The organism is Xanthomonas sp. 3793 (assembly GCF_024806835.1).
Lineage (GTDB): Bacteria > Pseudomonadota > Gammaproteobacteria > Xanthomonadales > Xanthomonadaceae > Xanthomonas > Xanthomonas arboricola_F.
Genome location: NZ_JANTYU010000002.1, coordinates 242101 through 261128 on the forward strand (window position 1 = coordinate 242101; position 19028 = coordinate 261128).

Sequence of the window (19028 nt, forward strand, 5' to 3'; positions counted from 1 at the left end):
ATGGCAGGGCCGCAGCGTGCTGCGGCCGATGCAGTGCAGTCTGGAAACCACGGCGATGCGTGCGGGTGAACGAATGTTGTGCATGATGTGAACGCGTCACGCAGATGGCGTGCGTGCGGTGCTGCTGCGCCGTGCACGCAGGCCACGACCGGGAGGACCGCAATGCAGTGTGTAGGGATCGATGGCGCCGGCAGCGGATGGCTGGCGGTGTGGGAGGCCGGCGATGGCTTGCAGTTCGCCGGCTACCCCAGTGTTGCCGCGCTGGCGAGCGCATTGGGCGGCGTCGCTGTGCTGGGCGTGGACATTCCGATCGGCTTGAGCGAGCACGCACCCCGCGTTGCGGATGCGCAGGCGCGGCGCTTTGTCGGTGGGCGCCGCGCATGCAGCATCTTTGCCGCGCCACTGCGGGGCATGTTGCATGCACGTACGCAGGCAGAAGCCTCTGCGTTGCATCGGGTGCTGGACCACGACGGGCAGCGCGGCTTTGGCGCGCAGTCGTTTGCGCTGCTGTCGAAGATTCGCGCCTGGGACGATGCCTTGCGCGCCGATCCGGCGTGGGCGGAGCGCGTGTTCGAGGTGCACCCGGAAGTTTCCTTCGCCGTGCTCGCCGGCGGGCATGGCCTGGCGGCGGGCAAGAAGAGCGGTGCGGGCCACCAACAGCGCGCCGCCCTGCTGGGCCAGTGCTATGGCGCCAGGCAGGTGGCCGCGTTGCTGGAGCGCGTGCCGCGTGCGCTGGCCAAGCCGGACGATGTGCTGGATGCCCTGGTGGCCTGCTGGAGCGCGCAGCGCATTGCCGCAGGTACCGCCGGCAGCCTGCCGGCGGTGGTGGAGCGCGATGCCTGCGGGCTGCGCATGGGCATCCACTACTGACTCAGCGCGTCTGCGTCGACATCGAATACGGCCGCTGCGCCGGATCGGTGGCCCATTGCGTGTTCGGCGTGGCCTGCATGCGGAAGCGCAGTTCGCCGCCGGCCTGGATTTCTTCATGCGTGAGGTAGGCGCGGCTCAGCGGCTGGCCGTTGAGGGTGGCGCTGCCGACGTAGCTGCGCGCCTTGCTCAGGCCATCGGCGATCACGCTGAAGCGCTTGCCATTGGGCAGCTTGAGCGTGGCGCGCGGCAGGAACGGCCGGCCGATGATGTACTGGTTGCTGCCCGGTGCCACCGGATAGAAGCCCAGCGTGGTGAACACGTACCAAGCCGACATCTGGCCGAGATCGTCGTTGCCGGCCAGGCCTTCGGGGCCGGCGTGATACTGGGTGTTCATGATCTGGGTCAGCCGCGCCTGGGTGCGCCAGGGCTGGCCGGCGTAGGCGTACAGATAGGCGACATGGTGGCTGGGCTCGTTGCCGTGCGCATACCAGCCGATCAGGCCGGTGATGTCTTCCATGTGTTCGAACACCTTGGGGTCGACCTTGGCATCGAACACCGCATCCAGGCGCGCGAGCAGCGTGTCTTCGCCGCCATGTGCGGCTGCAAGTCCTGCGACGTCCTGCGGCACATACCAGGAGTACTGCCAGGCATTGCCTTCGGTGTAGTCGCTGCCGTAGCCGCTGGCCGAGGGGGCGAACGGCGCGCGGAAGTCGCCGGCACGGGTGCGTGCGCGCATGTAGCCGGTGGCCGGGTCGAAGGCGTGCTTCCAGTTGCCGGCGCGCTTGCTGAATTCTGCGGCGATGGCGGGCTTGCCGAGCTTGTCGGCCATGCGCGCGATGGTCCAGTCGTCGAAGGCGTATTCCAGCGTCTTGGACGCGGCTTCGCCTTCTTCGTCGATAGGCACATAGCCCAGCTCGCGGTACTGCGCGATGCCGTCGTAGGGGCCGTAGTTGGCGCTGGCGACCATGGCGTCCAATGCTTCGTTGGCATCGAAGCCGCCGATGCCTTTCATGTAGGCATCGGCAATCACCGGCACGGCGTGGTAGCCGATCATGCACCAGGTTTCCAGGCCGTGGAACGCCCAGACGGGCAGGATGCCGTAGGCGCTCTCGCGGCGCGAGGCGAGCAATGAATTGACCATGTCGCTGCTGCGTTGCGGCGGCTGCACCAGAGTCAGCAGCGGATGCAGCGCGCGGTAGGTGTCCCACAGCGAGAAGGTGGAGTAGTTGGTCCAGCCACGCGCCTGATGCACGGCATTGTCCGGCCCGCGGTACTGGCCATCGCTGTCCATGAACAGGGTGGGGCCGAGCAGGGTGTGATACAGCGCGGTGTAGAGCTGGGTGCGTTGTTGCGGCGTGCCTTGCGCGTCGATCGCCGACAGCGCCTGCGTCCACTGCGCGCGTGCATCGGCGCGCACGCGGTCGAAATCGAAGCCGGGCACCTCGGCATCGAGATTGGCGATGGCGCCGGCTTCGCTGACCGGCGACAGCGCGACCTTGACCACCAGCGGCGTGCCATCGTTGGCGACATCGAACACGCCGACCAGTTGCCGGCCTTCGATCTGTGCGCGCTGCGCGGGATTCTTCTCGCCCGGCGGCGGAAAGCCCTTGTACGGGACGTTCTGCTCGGTGTCGTGCAATTGCGTGGCGGTGAGCGGGCGGGAGAAGCGCATGGCGAAGTACAGCTGGCGGCCGGGTGCCCAGCCGCGGGTTTCGCGAAAGCCGGTGACGGTGCCATCGCCGCGTACGCGCAGCCGCGACCACTGCACCTTGCCGGGGTAGTCGTACAGGCTGGTGCGCAGGTCCACCAGCACATGCGCCGGTACGCCCTTGGGGAAGGTGTAGCGATGCACGCCCACACGCGCACTGGCGGTGAGTTCTGCGCGGATGTTGCGGTCTTTCAAGGTGACCGCGTAATAGCCGGGCTGCGCCTGCTCGCTGGCGTGGTCGAACTGCGCGGTATAGCCGCTGCCGGGCTTGGTGATATCGCCGCGTTCGAGTTTGACCTCGCCAACCTGCGGCATCAGCAGGACATCGCCCAGGTCCGAATGCCCGGAGCCGGAAAAGTGCGTATGCGAGAAGCCCACGATGGTGCTGTCGCTGTGTCGGTAACCGGCGGCCCAGCCATAGGCCTCCTTGCGCGGCTTGATCTGCGTATCCGGGCTCAGCTGCACCATGCCGAACGGCACCGTGGCGCCGGGATAGGTGTGGCCTTCGCCACCGGTGCCGATGAACGGATCCACTGCGCTGAAGGCGGCCTCGGCCGCGCGCGGCGCTGCGTTGCCGGTAGTGACAGCAAGGCTGGCCAGCAGCACCAGCCAGCGCAGGCGAGAGGATGCGATCGATCGGTGCGGCATGCGAAACGTCTCCGGGCGGATGCAGCGCCGGACCGTAGCACAGCGGCGTTGCCGGCCACAGGCATTACGCCGTGAACGACCAAGTAGTCGCTGTTGCGGCCGTTAGCGCCATATGTGTTGGCGATGCTTGGCAAAGCGAGTACGCAAGCAGCAGCGCAGCATCCCATCGTGCACGAGGAGGCGCGGCATGCGGCTATCGCGTTGAAGATTCCGCATCGGGATGCTTCAACGCGTGCGTCTGTGCCAATCAACATCTGCCAGTCAACGACATCGAACGCCGCTATCGTCGATCGATGTACGTGACCAATGTTGCGGGCGGCTCGCTGGGGCCTTGACCTGGCCGGCATGCTTGCCACTGACGTACCCAACCAGAACTTCTACGGCACGTCCGCCAGATGCGCCGCTTCATTCGGTGGCGGTATGAAAACGCCGCCCCGCTGCGTGCGGCCAACACGATGTGCGCCACGTGCTCGGCAACGCAACAACAACTTGGTCAGCGCAGCTGGACGGGTCGCAAGCGAAGGCCTTGGCAGTAGAGGTGCGATGCACGGAACGAGGCGGCAACTTCCAGAACTGAGCACGTGATGTAAACGACATGCGGGCTGCATCTATCGCAGCACGAAACTGAACTGGTCGGGTTGGCGCACTGGATACCCGCATCGCGCAGCTGAAATCTCGGACACGCGCCCGCATATGGCGCGGATGGATTTGTTCGACACCCCCGTCGCGCCCTTGCAGTTGCTGGACGATGCCGAAGGCGGTGTGCGCTATTGGCCGCAGCTGCTGACGCCCGCACTGGCGCTGGCGTGCTTTGCGGCACTGCGCGAGCGCGTCGATTGGCACAGCCAGCGGCGTGAGATGTACGACCGCGTGGTGGAGGTGCCGCGTTTGCTGGCCTCCTACCGGTTGGACGACGCCTTGCCGCCCGGCCTGCCGCTTCAACGCTTGCTGGAGACGGTGCAGGCGGTATTGCCCGCCCCGTACAACGCGGTGGGGTTGAATCTGTACCGCGATGGACGCGACAGCGTGGCGATGCATCACGACGCACTGCACACGCTGGTTGCGCCATATCCCATCGCGCTGTTATCGCTGGGGGCTGCAAGGCGCATGAATCTGCGGGCAAACGATGGCCATAGCCGGGCCATCGCCTTGGAGCTGGCATCGGGCAGCCTGTTGGCGATGAGCCATGCCTCGCAGCTGACCCATACGCATGGCATTCCCAAGACCAGTCGGGCCGTGGGCGAACGCATGAGCGTGGTGTTTCGCGTGCGCCCGGCCGAGCGCATGGCGGCAGGCCAGCACGGCCCGCATTGGCAGCCGACGCAGCGGTAACGCGCACGCTTGTGTCCGTTTGCCCGGTGGCGCTCCACTGAACGTTGGCCGGTGCAGGGCGACGAACACGTTACTTTGATAGCGGCCTGCGCTCGCGTGCGCTTGCCTCTATGTTGCGCCCGGCATGGCTGACATTGCCCATTTCGGGTGATTGCCATTGCCGTCACCACTGGCCATGCTTGCATGCAATCCCCCCCAAACGCTGCCGATCCATGCCTCTGGACGCTACCCGTCACCATCAGATGTTTCCCGAGCTGGACGCGGGCCAATTGGCGATCACGCGACGCTTCGCCAGCGGGCCTGCGCAGCGGTTCGACGCCGGCGAGATTGTGTTCGAAGTCGGCGATGCGCACGCCCCGGTCTGGGTGGTGCTGGAAGGCGCCATCGAGGTGGTGCGTCGCGACGGGCTGGGCAACGAAAAGCCGATTACCCGGCACACGCCCGGCCAGTTCACCGGTGAGGTGAGTCAGCTGGCCGGGCGCGCATCGCTGGCGGCTGGGCGTGCCGGCCAGCAGGGCTGCCTGGCGCTGCCATTCGACACCGCGCATCTGCGTGCGCTGATGATCAGCTCGGCCGAAGTGGGCGAGGTGGTGATGCGTGCGCTGATCCTGCGCCGGGTCGGCCTGATCGAGGGCGATGCGTCGGGCTCGGTGTTGATCGGTGAGCCGGACGACCCGCATCTGACCCGTTTGCAGGGGTTCCTGACCCGTAACGGCTATCCCAACACGGTGATGGATGTGTCCGATGCCGAGGGCCGCGCCCTGGTCGAACGGCTGGGCATCCAGGAGCAGGATCTGCCCGTGATGGTGTGCCCCAGCGGCCGGGTGCTGCGCCAGCCCAGCGATGCCGAAGCTGCGCATTGCCTGGGCATGACGCCGGATATCGACCCGGACAAGCGCTACGACGTTGCGATTGTGGGCGCCGGCCCTGCGGGTCTGGCGACGGCGGTGTATGCCGCGTCCGAAGGCTTGTCGGTGCTGGTGATGGACCAGCGCGCCATCGGCGGCCAGGCCGGCGCGTCGGCACGCATCGAAAATTATCTGGGCTTTCCGACCGGCATTTCCGGCCAGGCGCTGGCCGGCCGCGCCTACAACCAGGCGCTGAAATTCGGTGCCGAGCTGGCCATCCCGATCGAGGCGGCAACGCTGGAATGCGGGCGCGACGATGGTGCGCTGCATCTGGACCTGGCCGATGGCAAACAGGTGTTGGCCAGCACCGTGGTGATCGCCTCGGGTGCGCGTTATCGACGCCCAGAAATTGAAGGGCTGGAGCGCTTCGAAGGCCATGGCGTGTCGTACTGGGCCTCGCCGGTGGAAGCGCGCCTGTGCGAGGGCGGTGTGGTGGCCCTGGTGGGCGGCGGCAATTCTGCAGGGCAGGCGGTGGCCTTTCTGGCGCCGCGCGTGAAGGAGCTGCACCTGATCATTCGCGGCACGGGGCTGGAAGCCTCGATGTCGCAATACTTGATCGAGCGCATCTCCGCGTTGCCCAACGTGCAATTGCATACCGGCACCGAAGTGACCGCGCTGGAAGGCGACCACGATCGTGGGCTGCAGGCGGCGGTGCTGCGGACGCGCGATGACGGTGCAACTACGCGCGTGGAGTTGCGGCACCTGTTCTTGTTCGTCGGTGCCGACCCCAATACCGGTTGGCTGCAGGAGTGTGTGCAGACCGACAAGCGCGGCTTTGTCATCACCGGGACCGCGCGCGGCGATGGCGTGCCGGCGTGTCTGCCGCTGGAGACCAATCGCCCCGGCGTGTTCGCCATCGGCGATGTGCGTGCCGGCTCGGTCAAGCGCGTGGCTGCCGCCGTGGGCGAGGGCGCCGCCGTGGTCGCGCAGATCCATCAATACCTGGCCCATCAGGCCAACCCGGTGCCGGCTTCCGAACTGGCCAGCGCCAATCAGGAGTCGACCACCGCATGAGCCACCCTTGCACCCACACCACGCAGATCGAAGACGTCACGCCCAGTGCGCGCGGCTGCGAAGAGTGTCTTGCCATCGACAGTGCCTGGGTGCATCTGCGCCTGTGCCGAAGCTGCGGCCATGTCGGTTGCTGCGATGATTCGCCGCACAAACACGCCACGGCGCATTACCACGCCACCGGCCATCCCATCATCGAGGGCTATGACCCGCCCGAAGGCTGGGGCTGGTGCTACGTAGACGAAGTGGAAGTGGAGCTGCCGGACCAGACGCCGCAGCTGGGGCCGATACCGCGGTATGTGTGAGGGGCGCTGGATGGTTGGCGGAGTCGCTGTTGGGCTACCAGGCGCCGCTGGGAATGGGGAATGGGGAATCGTAAGAGCGCATGCCTCTGCTTGGTGTTCCTTGCGAGCGCCTTGCATGGTGATTGCGTTTGATGCTGGTCGCTCTGAGCGTGCGTTATTGGGTGATTGACCGGCGCGCACGCGTGCACGCGGAGCCAGTGTGGCCAACACGACGTAGCGGGCGGTCATCAGAGGGTGTGCTGCGGGCGGCGCGGCCGGAACCGCTGTCTACGCGTGTCGATTCCGGGCGTCAGCCGCGCAGGCCTGGCGGATGCGCATGCGTTGTTAGCGCTTACGCCGGCCACTGCACCTGCGGTAGCGCTCCGATCTGCGGGCGGGCGAACAGGTAGCCTTGTTGCAGGTGAATGCCCAGGTCGCGCAGGGTGCGGTATTCGTCGGCTTGTTCGATTCCTTCGGCAATGACGGCGATGCCGAGTTCCTCGCACATGCGGGCGACATGGCGCACGATGGCCTGGCGGCTGCGGTCGGTGTCGATGCCGCGGATCAGTGCGATATCCAGCTTGAGCAGGTCCGGCTGGAAGTCGGCCAGCAGGCCGAGCCCGGCATAGCCGGCGCCGAAGTCGTCGATGGCGGTCTTCAGTCCGCGCGCCTGGTAGGTGCGCAGGATCTCCAGCAGATGCGCCGGATCGGCGAGGTGTTCCTGCTCGCTTACCTCGAAAATGATCGCATCCAGCGGCCAACCATGTTGCGCAGTGGCCGAGAGCGTGGCGCGCAGGCAGTGCTCGGGGTTGTAGACCGCATTGGGCATGAAGTTGATCGACAGCAATGCCGGCAGCGCGATCTGCGCGGCGCATTCGATCGCCTTGATGCGGCAGGCCTGGTCGAAGGCGTAGCGGTTGCGCTCATCCACGGCGGCCAGGATGCTGCCGGCCGACTCGCCATTGATGCCGCGCACCAATGCCTCACCGGCATAGATGCTGCGCCTGGCGACGTCGACGACCGGCTGGAAGGCCATGGTGATGGCGGTGGGAAATGCTTGGCCATCGCGGCAGGCGTTGCAAACAGGAACTTGGGTCATGATGTAGACACAATCGTGCGGTGTGGATCGAGCCTAATCCTATCGGCCGCAATGGCGCGTCATTGAGCCAATTGCGCATCGCAGCATCCTCACCCTGCGTGTGGTCTGGCTCGGGGATAATGCGACATCCCTCGCATCGGACGCCCCATGACCGCTCTCACCGAACGTTACGCCCTGGCCGTGGACTACGCACGCATCGCCCATGCCGGACAGGTGCGCAAGGGGACGCAGATTCCGTACCTGAGCCACTTGCTCGGCGTGTCCACGCTGGTACTGGAGTGCGGCGGCGATGAAGAGCAGGCGATCGCCGGCTTGCTGCACGATGTGGTGGAGGACTGCGGCGGCGGGCACGAGGCCTCGATCCGTGCGCAGTTCGGCGATGCGGTGGCCGACATCGTGATGGCCTGCACCGATGCCACCGCCGAAGACAAGGCCGAGGTGGACAACACCGAGCGTGCACGCAAGCGCGATTGGCGCGAGCGCAAGCTGGCCTACCTGGAGCATCTGCGCAAGACGCCGGAGCGCGCATTGCTGGTGTCCGGCTGCGACAAGCTCTATAACGCGCGCAGCATCGTGCAGGACCTGGAAAACCCCGCCGTGGGCCAGGACATCTTCAATGTGTTCACTGCCGGCCGCGAAGGCACGCTGTGGTACTACGGCGAGCTGGAAGCTATCTTTCGTACGCGCGATGCCGCCACAGCGCGGTTGTTCACCGGTGTGGTGACACGCATGCAGGCATTGGCCGAGACCAGCGAGCAGCCGGTGCCGGCGCATGCATTAGGGTGATCGGGCTGTAGAGAGGCTGATCCGCGGCCTGGCTGCAGGGCCTTGCCGCCCACCATCGTAGGACCACGCTGGAAGTACGTCCCGCCAGGCGCTTACGCGGCATCGATGCCGCACCACCAGTTTTTTTATTAAGAGACCGACCAACTCTCTGGTGCGGTGTCCTCGCCGATTGCGGGACCGTGTGGCGGCATGGATGCCGCCACCGAGCCTACATGGACGTACTTGCGGCGTGTCCCGCGAGCGGTGAGGGCACCGCGCCCGCGACGCTGCGAGTTTGCTGCAGGGCCCTTGCCCGCCCACCATCGCGGGACACGCTGCAAGTACATCCTTGTAAGCTCTTACGCGGCATCCATGCCGCGTAAGGTCCCGCGACGGTGAGCGGGCAAGGGCCAGTCGGGATGGTCGGTGTGCAGGGTTGCAAGCAATGCATGGGATGCTTCTGACTCGCTAGCTCATTGCAGTTCTGTAGCCCGCACCAGCAAACCGCAACTCGCGATAACACCAGTTTCTTCTCAAGCGACCGACCAACTTTCTGGTGCGGTGTCCTCGCAGATTGCGGGACCGTGTGGCGGCATGGATGCCGCCACCGAGCCTACATGGACGTACTTGCGGCGTGTCCCGCGAGCAGTGATGGCACCGCGCCCTCGGCGCTGCGAGTTTGCTGCAGGGCCCTTGCGCGCCCACCATCGCGGGACACGCTGCAAGTACATCCTTGTAAGCTCTTACGCGGCATCCATGCCACGTAAGGTCCCGCGACGGTGGGCGCGCAAGGACCAGTTGAGATGGTCGGTGTTTTCAGTAAAGCAGCCAGAAAAGTGTCTGGTGCGGTGTCCTCGCCGATTGCGGGACCGTATGGCGGCATGGATGCCGCCACCCAGGTCCCAGGGACGGGTTCACTGCGCGCCTCGCAAGCGGTGAGGGCACCGCGCCCTTGATCGTCGCATTCCAAGGCGATCAGCGAGTTGGTTGATTCAAGCGCCGCAGGACTCGCGGTTAACACTGACATCGGCTGCATGCCCATCGCGCTAGGCTAGTGCGCTGTCGAATGTCGGTCTGGTGGTCATGTCCAACGCAATCTCGTCGTCCTCCGGCCTGGTGCGTGTGCGCGGTGCGCGCGAGCACAACCTCAACAATGTGGACGTGGACATCCCGCGCGATGCGCTGGTGGTGTTCACCGGCGTGTCCGGCTCGGGCAAGTCGTCGCTGGCGTTCGGCACCATCTTCGCCGAGGCGCAACGCCGCTATCTGGATTCGATCTCGCCCTATGCGCGGCGCCTGATCGACCAGGTGGGCGTGCCGGAAGTGGATGCCATCGATGGGCTGCCGCCGGCGGTGGCCCTGCAGCAGGCGCGCGGTGCGCCGAGCGCGCGCTCGGCGGTGGGCAGCGTTACCACCATCTCCAACTCGCTGCGCATGCTGTATTCGCGTGCGGGCAGTTATCCGCCCGGGCAGGACATCATCTATGCGGACGGGTTTTCGCCCAATACGCCGGCCGGCGCCTGCCCGACCTGTCACGGCCTGGGCCGCATCTACGATGCCACCGAAGCCACCATGGTGCTGGACCGCAACCTGAGCATCCGCGACCGTGCCGTGGCGGCCTGGCCGGGCGCCTGGCATGGGCAAAACCAGCGCGACATCCTGACCACGCTGGGCATCGATGTGGACCTGCCGTGGCACAAGTTACCCAAGAAAACCCGCGACTGGATTCTGTACACCGACGAGCAACCGGTGGTGCCGGTGTACGCCGGCTATGGCCTGGACGAGGTCAAGCGCGCACTCAAACGCAAGGAAGAGCCCAGCTACATGGGCACCTTTACCAGTGCACGTCGTTATGTGCTGCACACCTTTGCCACCACGCAGAGCGCGCAAATGAAAAAGCGTGTGGCGCCTTATCTGGTCAGCACGCTGTGCCCGCAATGCGATGGCAAGCGGCTACGGCGCGAGGCGCTGTCGGTAACCTTTGCCGGGCTCGATATCGGCGAGCTGTCGCGCAGGCCACTGGATGAGGTAGCCGAGTTGTTGCGCCCGGCGGCCGATGCCGATGTGCGGCCACAGGCGAAGAAGAGGGGCGCAGCGCAGCACCCGGAACAGGTGATCGCCGCGCAACGGATTGCGGCAGATCTGCGCGCGCGGATCGCCGTGGTGCAGGCACTGGGCCTGGGCTATCTCAGCCTGGAGCGCAGCACGCCCACGCTGTCGCCGGGCGAGCTGCAACGCCTGCGGCTTGCCACGCAGATCCGCTCGCAATTGTTCGGCGTGGTGTATGTGATGGACGAGCCATCGGCGGGCTTGCACCCGGCCGATGCGCAGGCGCTGCTCGGCGCGCTGGACCAGTTGAAGGCTGCGGGTAATTCGGTGTTCGTGGTCGAGCACGAGGTGGATGTGATCCGCCACGCCGACTGGATCGTCGACGTGGGCCCTGCGGCGGGTCTCCACGGCGGGAAGGTGCTGTACAGCGGCCCGCCTGCGGGACTGGAGGCGGTGGAGGCATCGTCCACGCGACGTTATCTGTTTGGCGCGTCACCGCCAGTTCAGCGCCATGCGCGCACTGCGACCGGCTGGCTGCAGTTGCGCGGCATCACCCGCAACAACGTGCGCGCGCTGGATGTGGACCTGCCGCTGGGTGTGTTTAGCACGGTCACCGGCGTGTCCGGCTCGGGCAAGTCGTCGTTGGTGAGCCAGGCATTGGTGGAATTGCTGGCCGCGCATCTTGGGCAAGCGCAGGCAGAGGACGACGAAGCGCTGGATCCGCTGGAGCGCGGCACACAGGTGCCGCTGGGTGGGGCGATCGTCGGCGGGCTCGACCAGGTGCGGCGGCTGGTGCGGGTGGATCAAAAGCCGATCGGCCGCACGCCGCGCTCCAACCTGGCTACCTATACCGGGTTGTTCGATCCGGTGCGCAAGCTGTTTGCGGCCACCCCCACCGCACGACGCCGTCGCTACGATCCCGGGCAATTCTCCTTCAACGTGGCCAAGGGCCGCTGCGCGACCTGCGAAGGCGAGGGCTCGGTGTCGGTGGAACTGCTGTTCATGCCCAGCGTCTATGCGCCATGCCCGACCTGCCACGGCGCGCGCTACAACGCCAAGACGCTGGAGATCGAACTGCTCGGGCACACCATCGCGCAGGTGCTTGAGATGACGGTGGACCAGGCCGCCACCTTCTTTGCCGACGATGCCAGCGTGCTGCGCCCGCTGCAGGTGTTGCGTGAAGTGGGGCTGGGCTATCTGCGCCTTGGCCAGCCGGCCACCGAGTTGTCCGGAGGCGAAGCGCAGCGCATCAAGTTGGCCACCGAACTGCAGCGCGCCCAAAGGCGCGACACCGTCTACGTGCTGGACGAGCCCACCACCGGCCTGCATCCGTCCGACGTGGATACCTTGATGCGTCAGCTGCAAGGCCTGGTGGACGCCGGCAATACGGTGATCGTGGTCGAGCACGACATGCGCGTGGCCGCCAGCAGCGATTGGGTGCTGGACATGGGCCCGGGCGCGGGCGGTGCCGGCGGTACGGTGGTGGTGGCCGGAACGCCGGATGTGGTCGCGCAACATCGCGCCAGCCGCACTGCGCCGTTTCTGGCGCAGGTGTTACGCGGGGAGTGAGTCGAGACGCTGCTGCCAGCCCGTGCGTGAGTCTCGTACGTCATGTCGTACAGCCGCGTGCCGGCGGACGGATGGTGTCGGCTGAGCCATTCCGATGGCGGTTTGTACTCAGCCCATCAATTCAAAACTCGCTGATACGCCCGACGCTTCGGCAGAAGGCGCCACCCACACATCGAACACGCCGGGCTCCACGGTTGGTTTCAAGGCCTGGCCGATAAACAACAACGCCTCACGGCGCAGCACGAACTCCACCTCCACGCTACTGCCTGCCGGCACCGCAAGCTTGCGAAAATCCTTGAGCTCGCGCACCGGGCGGGTGACGCTGGCGCTGCGGTCGCGGATGTAGAGCTGCGCCACTTCTTCGGCATCGTGTGTGCCGCGGTTATGGATGCGCGCGCTGATGCGCAGGCTGCCGGTCGCGGTCAACGACGTATCGCTCAAGCGCAGCTCGGCGTATTCGATGCGGCCATAGGTCAACCCGTGGCCGAAAGGAAACAGTGCGGTGTTGGGCACCGTTCGGTAGTGCGTTTTATACGGCTCCAGGACATCCGGCCGCGGGTTGGGGCGGCCGCTGGCGGGGTGGGCATAGAAGTAGGGCACCTGGCCTGCGGCGTGCGGAAAACTCACCGGCAAGCGGCCCGATGGCGCATGTGTACCGAACAGGATGTCGGCCAACGCGCCGCTCGCCTCCGAACCCAGGAACCAGCTGACCAGGATCGACGCGCTGCTGAGCACCGGCCCCTCTAGCGCGAGTGCGCGGCCGGTGCTCAGCAGTACGACCACCGGCGTGCCGGTGGCGATCACAGCAGCCAGCAATTGCTGCTGTATGTCGGGGATGCTGATCTCGGTGCGCGATTGCGCCTCGCCCGAATAGCTCAGCGGCTCACCGATGGCCAGCAGCGCCACATCGGCATCGCCGGCGGCCGCCACTGCCGCCTGCATGCCGCCCGGCAGGGCGTGATCGAACCCGCAACCGTCTTCCACGCGCAGCGCATCGGGGTCCTGCAGCGCGCCCGACAGTGCAGCGGCCAGGGTGTTGCTGTTGTCTTCTTCGTCGAACAAGCTCCATGGCCCGGCGTGATTGAGCCAGTCGCGCGCCATCGGCCCGATCAGGGCAATGCGCTGGCCGCTGCGTCGCAAGGGAAGCAACTGCCCGTCGTTCTTCAGCAACACCACCGATTTGCATGCCGCTTCGCGCGCCAATGCCAAGGTCTCGGCGCGGCGCTGACGCGACTGCGCGAGCCTGGGGCGGATGCGCCGGAACGGATCGTCGAACAGCCCCAACGCCGCCTTGAAGGTCAGGACGCGGCGTACCGAAGCATCCAGCCGTGCCATCGGCACCTCGCCTGCGGCAACCAAGGCAGGCAGGTAGCGCAGATACAGGCCGCTTTCCATGCTGATGTCCACCCCGGCCATGAAGGCCAGCCTGGCTGCCTCGCGGTCGTCGGCTGCAACGCCGTGTGCCACCAGTTCCTGGTCGGCGCTGAAGTCGGACACGACCAGGCCTTGGTACGCCCACTCCCGCCGCAGCACGTCATCCAGCAACCATGCGTTGGCCGTTGCCGGAACGCCCGACAGTTCGTTGAAGGCGGCCATGGTGGTGACCGCGCCGGCAGCGAAGGCGGCCTGAAACGGCGGGAAGTAGACCTCGCGCAGAGTCCGCTCGGAGACATCCACACGGTTGTAATCCAGTCCGCCTTCGGCCGCGCCATAGGCGGCGAAATGTTTTGGACAGGCTGCCATCGCATCGGCATCGGCCAATCCCGCATCGCCCTGAAAGCCGCGCACCCGCGCCTGTGCGAACCGCCGTGCCAGCAGCACGTCCTCGCCAGCGCCCTCGACACTGCGGCCCCAGCGTGCATCGCGGGCGATGTCCACCATCGGCGCGAAGGTCCAATCGATACCGACGGCACTGGCTTCCATGGCGGCTGCACGCGCCGTGCGCTGCGCCAGCTCTGGTTCGAAGCTGGCCGCTTCGGCCAACGGCACCGGAAAGACGGTGGTGTAGCCATGGATCACATCGGCGGCGAACAACAACGGAATGCGCAGCCGACTTTGCAGTGCTGCCTTCTGCAGTTGCTGGTGCCAGCGCACGTTAGAGCCATTGAAAACCCCGGTCAGCCGCCCGGCCCGGGCGGCAGCCAGCTGATCGTCCCCATCCGCAGAGCGGGCGAGCGGGTTGGCGACGACCGCTTTGCCATCTTGCTGCGCCGAGCTGAACAAGCTGAGCTGGCCGGCTTTTTCTTCAACGCTCATGCGCGCGATCAGGGCGTCGATGAACGCAGGAGTGCGCCCCGGCCCAGGCGACAGCGCCCAGCCGGCGGGAACGCGTGCGAGCAGGCCTAGCGCCACTGCACCACCCAGCAATTGGCGTCGCGTCGTGCGTGGAGACATGTGAGGATTCTTGGGTGGCGTGGGTGCACGCTACAGCATGGGCAAGCCGGGCAACCAGACCGCTTTCGCTTTCCGAGCGCCTACAGCGCACCGGCCTGCAGATCGATCACAAACCGGTAAAGCACATCGTTGTCGTGTACGCGCGCGAAGGCCCGCTGCATAGATGTAGTCGGCCCACCGTCGTGCTGCATCCAGGCCAGGCGTTGTACATCGCGCGCACAACGCCCGGCTGACCTAATCCGCCATCACCTTGTCCGGTGTCATCGGTGTGCTGCGGATGCGCTTTCCGGTGGCATGGAAGATCGCATTGCAGATCGCCGCCGAGACACCGACCAAGCCTATTTCGCCCACGCCTTTTGCGCCCAGGCTGCTGACGACACGGTCGTCCTCATCGGCGAAGATCACATCGATGTCGTGGATATCGGCATTGGCCGAGACGTGGTACGTCGCAAAATCGTGATTCATGAAACGGCCGAAGCGGTGATCGGACTGGGTGTGTTCGTGCAATGCCTGGCCGATGCCCCAGACCACGCCGCCAACGATCTGGCTGCGCGCGGTGATCGGGTTGAGAATACGCCCGGCCGCGATCGCGCTGACCACGCGGGTCACGCGCACCGTGCCCAGCTCTTCGTCCACACGCACTTCCACGAATACCGCCCCGTGCGTGGCGCGGGTGTATTTACGCTGCTTGAGTACATTGGGCAGCAGCAGGAACTTGTCTTCGATCTGCTCCAGTGCGGCCGCGCGCAGCAACTCGGGCAATGCAACCGCGCTGCTGGCGTCGGCGCGCAACGCAAGCGTGCCGTCGGCAAACACCACATCGTCCAGCTTGACCCGTGCAAAGCGCGAATCGGGCAAGGCCTGGGCCAGGCGCAGCAGCCGCGTGCGCAACTTGCCGCACACGCCATCCACCGCCGAGCCAATTGTGGCGACATGCGAGGAGCCGCCTTCGATCGGGGCGACCGGCAGCGTGGAATCACCGAGTTGAAAGGTGACCTGCTCCAGCGGCAGGCCCAGCGCTTCGGCAGCGATCATCGCCATCACCGTGTAGGTACCGGTCCCGATATCGCTGGCCGCACTGCTCACCACCAGCCGGCCATCGGCATGCAGCACCGCATGCGCGCGCGCGAACATCTGCATCGCATCCCATTGACCGGTGGCCATGCCCCAGCCGACCCATTCGTTGCCTTCCTTGCGGGCGCGCGGTTGCAAGGGGCGTTGCGCCCAACCGAAGCGCTCGGCACCTTGCTGATAGCACGCGCGCAGCGCCTTGCTGGAATAAGGCTTGTCATCGGCCGGGTTGACCTCGGCGTAATTCTTCAAACGCAGCGCCAACGGATCCATGCCGAGTTCATACGACAACTCGTCCATCGCCACTTCCAGCGCATGCACGCCATGTGCGGCGCCCGGCGCGCGCATGTCCATCGGGCTGAACTGATCCAGGCTCACCAGGTTGTAGCCCAGATGCACGTTGTCGCAGGCGTACAGCTGCCCGCTCCAGTTGACCACCACCTCGACGTAATCCTCGATGCGCGAGGTTTCGGCAATGGCTTCGTGCCAGATCGCGCGCAAGCTACCGTCGCGGTCTGCGCCGAGTTTCAGCCGCTGCAGCGTTTCCGGGCGATGGCCGAAGGTGAACATCTGTTGCCGCGTCAGCACTACGCGTACCGAGCGGTCCAGCAGGATCGAGGCCATCACCGCCAGCGGCAACTGATACTGCGGGCGCAGCCCGGAGCCGAAGGCACCGCCCACATACGGATTGCGCACGGTGACCTTGCGCTTGCTCAGGCCGAACACATGCGAGACATACCAGCGGCTGTTCTGCGAGCCCTGGGTCTTGTCGTAGATGGTGAAGTGGCCGTCGTCTTCGCGGATCACGGTGGAGGCGAACAACTCCATCGGATTGTGGTGCTCCACACCGCTGTAATAGTCGGCCTGGATCTGGACTGCAGCATTGGCAAAGGCGGTATTCGGCTCGCCCTTGTCCTTGGGCGGCGGCGAGAAACCGGCCTTCATGGCCTTGGGTTTGTGCGCACGGTCCAGGTTGGTCATCAGGTTGGTGTCGTGCGGATCCTGCAGCAGCTCCACCTCCACCAGGTGGGCCGCGTGGCGCGCCGCTTCGAAGGTGTCGGCCACCACCAGGGCGATCGGCTGGCCGCTGTACAGGATCTTGTTGTCGTACAGGGGCCGGAACGGCGAGCCGGCCGGTGCGGTCATGTCCTTGTAGAACAGGTCCATGCCACGCATATGCGGGCGGTTCTCATGGGTGATGATGTCCAGCACGCCGGGCACTGCGCGTGCAGCGGTGAGATGGAAGGCGACGATCTCGCCCTTGGCAATGCTGCTGTTGACCACAACGCCATAGGCCAGATCCGGAACTGGCCATTCGGCGGCGTAGCGCGCCTGGCCGGTGACCTTTGCGCGCCCATCGATGCGGGTGACGCCAGTGCTGGTGGGGCGATAACCAGTGCCAATATCGGCAACCGGTGGCGCCATGTCGCTGTTGGATAGATCGATGCTGCGTGCGTTCATGGCGATTCCTCCAGCGCGCTGGTTCGCCCGCGGTTGTCGATGGTGCCCTCACGGGCGACGTCCAGGGCACGCACGATCGCGCGCCGGGCCAGCGGCAGTTTGAAGGCGTTTTCGCCCTGCGATTGCGCGCCTTGCAGGAGCGCATCGGCCAGGCTGCTGAAACTCTCTGCCGTGGCCGGCTTGCCCACCAGCTGCGCTTCGGCCTCGGGATTGCGCCAGGGCTTGTGCGCCACCCCGCCCAGTGCGACGCGTACCTCGCGGATGCTGCCGTCTTCTGCCAACTCCAGCGCTGCGGCCACCGAGACCAGCGCAAAGGCATACGACAGGCGCTCGCGAATCTTCAAATAGGCACTGTGCGCAGCGAAGCGCCGCGCATCGGGCAGGTCGATGTGCACGATCAATTCATCCGCTGCCAGCGTGCTGTCCAGCTCCGGATGATCGCCCGGCAAACGGTGGAACTGCGCAAAGGGAATGTCGCGTTCGCCAGTGGGGCCTTGCACATGTACGACTGCGTCCAGTGCCGCCAGCGCCACGCACATGTCGGACGGATGCGTGGCAATGCAGTGCGCGCTGGCGCCGAGAATGGCGTGGTATTTGGTCAGCCCGCCGAGAGCCGAGCACCCCGTGCCCGGCTCGCGCTTGTTGCACGGCGTGGCATGGTCGTAAAAATACATGCAGCGCGTGCGTTGCAACAGGTTGCCGCCGTTGCTGGCCATGTTGCGGATCTGCGGCGAGGCGCCGGCCAGGATCGCTGCGCTCAGCAACGGGTAGCGCGTTTCCACGTCCGGGTGATATGCAGTGTCGGCGTTGCGCGCGAGCGCGCCCAGACGCAAGCCACCCGCCGGCAATGCGCTGATGCTGTCCAGCGGCAGGCGGTTGATGTCGACCAGGCTGCTGGGCCGCATCAGTTGCAGCTTCATCAAATCGGTGAGATTGGTGCCGCCGGCGATCAGGCGTACGGGGGCTTCGGCAGGCACCGGATGCGGGTCGCTGCCGCGCACTGCAAGCGCAGTGAGCGCCCCATCGACGTTGTCCGGGCGCGTGTAAGTGAGCGGGATCATGCCGGCACCGTCCCTGGCGTCCACGGCGTTGCAGCGCTGTCGCTGCTGTCGCCGGGATTGCCCATCACCTCCATCACCGCGTCGGTGATCTGCGGATACGCACCGCAGCGGCAGAGATTGCCGCTCATCAGTTCGCGTACCTGGTCGCGGTCGTGCGCCTTGCCTTCGTTGAGCAGGCCGACCGCAGAACACAACTGACCCGGCGTGCAGTACCCGCACTGGAATGCATCGTGCGCGATGAAGGCGCGCTGCAGGGGATGCAGTTGCTCGCCATCGGCCAGGCCTTCGACGGTGGTGATGTCGGCGCCGTCCTGCATGACCGCAAGGGTCAGGCAACTATTGATGCGGCGGCCATCGACCAGCACCGTGCATGCACCGCACTGGCCGTGATCGCAGCCTTTCTTGCTGCCGGTGAGATCGAGCCGGTCGCGCAGCAGATCGAGCAGGCTGACCCAGGCTTCCAGTTGCAGGTGATAGGGCTGACCGTTGATGCGCAGGTTGACCGGGTAGGTTGGCGCAGCGGTGGCGGTTGCCGGCGCCGTGTGATCGGCAATGGCGGGCGTGGCATTCATGCGAACCCCGTGGCGATGGCTGGGAGGAGGGCCCTCACCTTGACCCTCGCAGGGTCAAGGTGCGGTGTAGGGACGGTGTAGAGGTAGCGATGCTGCGATCGCGCTCGCGCGGGCAAACAGCTGCGCTGTGGCGTTCGCTCGGCTGCACTGTGGTATCGCGCGATGGGCGATCGGTTGCGCAACCCAGCGGCCTGCAGTGCGCGCGGCGCGTCATCGTGGTGTCACC

At 66.0% G+C, this 19028-nt stretch carries 12 protein-coding genes; 6 read left to right on the forward strand and 6 right to left on the reverse strand.

Translation table 11 applies throughout. The annotated features are described in order from the left end of the window. The first annotated feature begins 162 nt into the window (after positions 1-162). Entirely contained in the window at positions 163-870 is a 708-nt protein-coding gene (locus tag FHY18_RS07380) for a DUF429 domain-containing protein (protein ID WP_259153164.1), read from the forward strand. Position 871: 1 nt separating this feature from the next. On the opposite strand, the gene FHY18_RS07385 is transcribed toward FHY18_RS07380, so the two are convergent. Then, positions 872-3226: a GH92 family glycosyl hydrolase gene (locus tag FHY18_RS07385; protein ID WP_259153165.1), complete on the reverse strand. Its 2355-nt coding sequence runs from the start codon at positions 3224-3226 to the stop codon at positions 872-874. Positions 3227-3928: 702 nt separating this feature from the next. Here FHY18_RS07385 and FHY18_RS07390 point away from each other — a divergent pair. From FHY18_RS07390 to FHY18_RS07400, 3 genes are all read left to right on the forward strand, one after another. Beyond that, positions 3929-4558 (forward strand): alpha-ketoglutarate-dependent dioxygenase AlkB, encoded by a 630-nt coding sequence (locus FHY18_RS07390; RefSeq protein WP_259153166.1) that lies wholly within the window; start codon positions 3929-3931, stop codon positions 4556-4558. 212 nt (positions 4559-4770) lie between these two features. Then, positions 4771-6480: an FAD-dependent oxidoreductase gene (locus tag FHY18_RS07395; protein WP_259153167.1), complete on the forward strand. Its 1710-nt coding sequence runs from the start codon at positions 4771-4773 to the stop codon at positions 6478-6480. Next, complete coding sequence (locus tag FHY18_RS07400) at positions 6477-6782, forward strand: UBP-type zinc finger domain-containing protein (protein WP_259153168.1); 306 nt, start codon at positions 6477-6479, stop codon at positions 6780-6782. The genes FHY18_RS07395 and FHY18_RS07400 overlap by 4 nt, the downstream gene beginning before the upstream one ends. A gap of 331 nt (positions 6783-7113) precedes the next feature. On the opposite strand, the gene FHY18_RS07405 is transcribed toward FHY18_RS07400, so the two are convergent. Further along, complete coding sequence (locus FHY18_RS07405; RefSeq protein ID WP_259153169.1) at positions 7114-7860, reverse strand: EAL domain-containing protein; 747 nt, start codon at positions 7858-7860, stop codon at positions 7114-7116. 147 nt (positions 7861-8007) lie between these two features. On the opposite strand from FHY18_RS07405, the gene FHY18_RS07410 reads away from it, so the two are divergent. Together FHY18_RS07410 and FHY18_RS07415 are read left to right on the forward strand one after the other, a co-directional pair. Beyond that, the gene (locus tag FHY18_RS07410; protein ID WP_259153170.1) at positions 8008-8646 is read left to right on the forward strand and encodes an HD domain-containing protein; all 639 of its coding nucleotides are present in this window, start codon (positions 8008-8010) and stop codon (positions 8644-8646) included. 1062 nt (positions 8647-9708) lie between these two features. Then, positions 9709-12243 carry an excinuclease ABC subunit UvrA gene (locus FHY18_RS07415; protein WP_259153171.1) on the forward strand — a complete coding sequence of 845 codons (2535 nt, stop codon included), beginning with the start codon at positions 9709-9711 and terminating at the stop codon, positions 12241-12243. A 108-nt stretch (positions 12244-12351) separates the two neighbouring features. Here the strand turns inward: FHY18_RS07415 and FHY18_RS07420 are convergent, their stop codons facing one another. The 4 genes from FHY18_RS07420 to FHY18_RS07435 all read right to left on the reverse strand — a co-directional run bounded on the left by FHY18_RS07420 (position 12352) and on the right by FHY18_RS07435 (position 18802). Further along, a complete protein-coding gene (locus FHY18_RS07420; protein WP_259153172.1) occupies positions 12352-14637 on the reverse strand; it encodes a glycoside hydrolase family 3 N-terminal domain-containing protein in 2286 nt (761 codons plus the stop codon). A 234-nt stretch (positions 14638-14871) separates the two neighbouring features. After that, positions 14872-17169, reverse strand: a complete 2298-nt coding sequence (locus FHY18_RS07425) for a xanthine dehydrogenase family protein molybdopterin-binding subunit (RefSeq protein ID WP_259153173.1) — start codon at positions 17167-17169, stop codon at positions 14872-14874. Further along, complete coding sequence (locus FHY18_RS07430; RefSeq protein WP_259153174.1) at positions 17166-18254, reverse strand: xanthine dehydrogenase family protein subunit M; 1089 nt, start codon at positions 18252-18254, stop codon at positions 17166-17168. The genes FHY18_RS07425 and FHY18_RS07430 overlap by 4 nt, the downstream gene beginning before the upstream one ends. Continuing rightward, positions 18227-18802, reverse strand: a complete 576-nt coding sequence (locus FHY18_RS07435) for a (2Fe-2S)-binding protein (protein ID WP_259153175.1) — start codon at positions 18800-18802, stop codon at positions 18227-18229. The genes FHY18_RS07430 and FHY18_RS07435 overlap by 28 nt, the downstream gene beginning before the upstream one ends. Positions 18803-19028 lie beyond the last annotated feature (226 nt).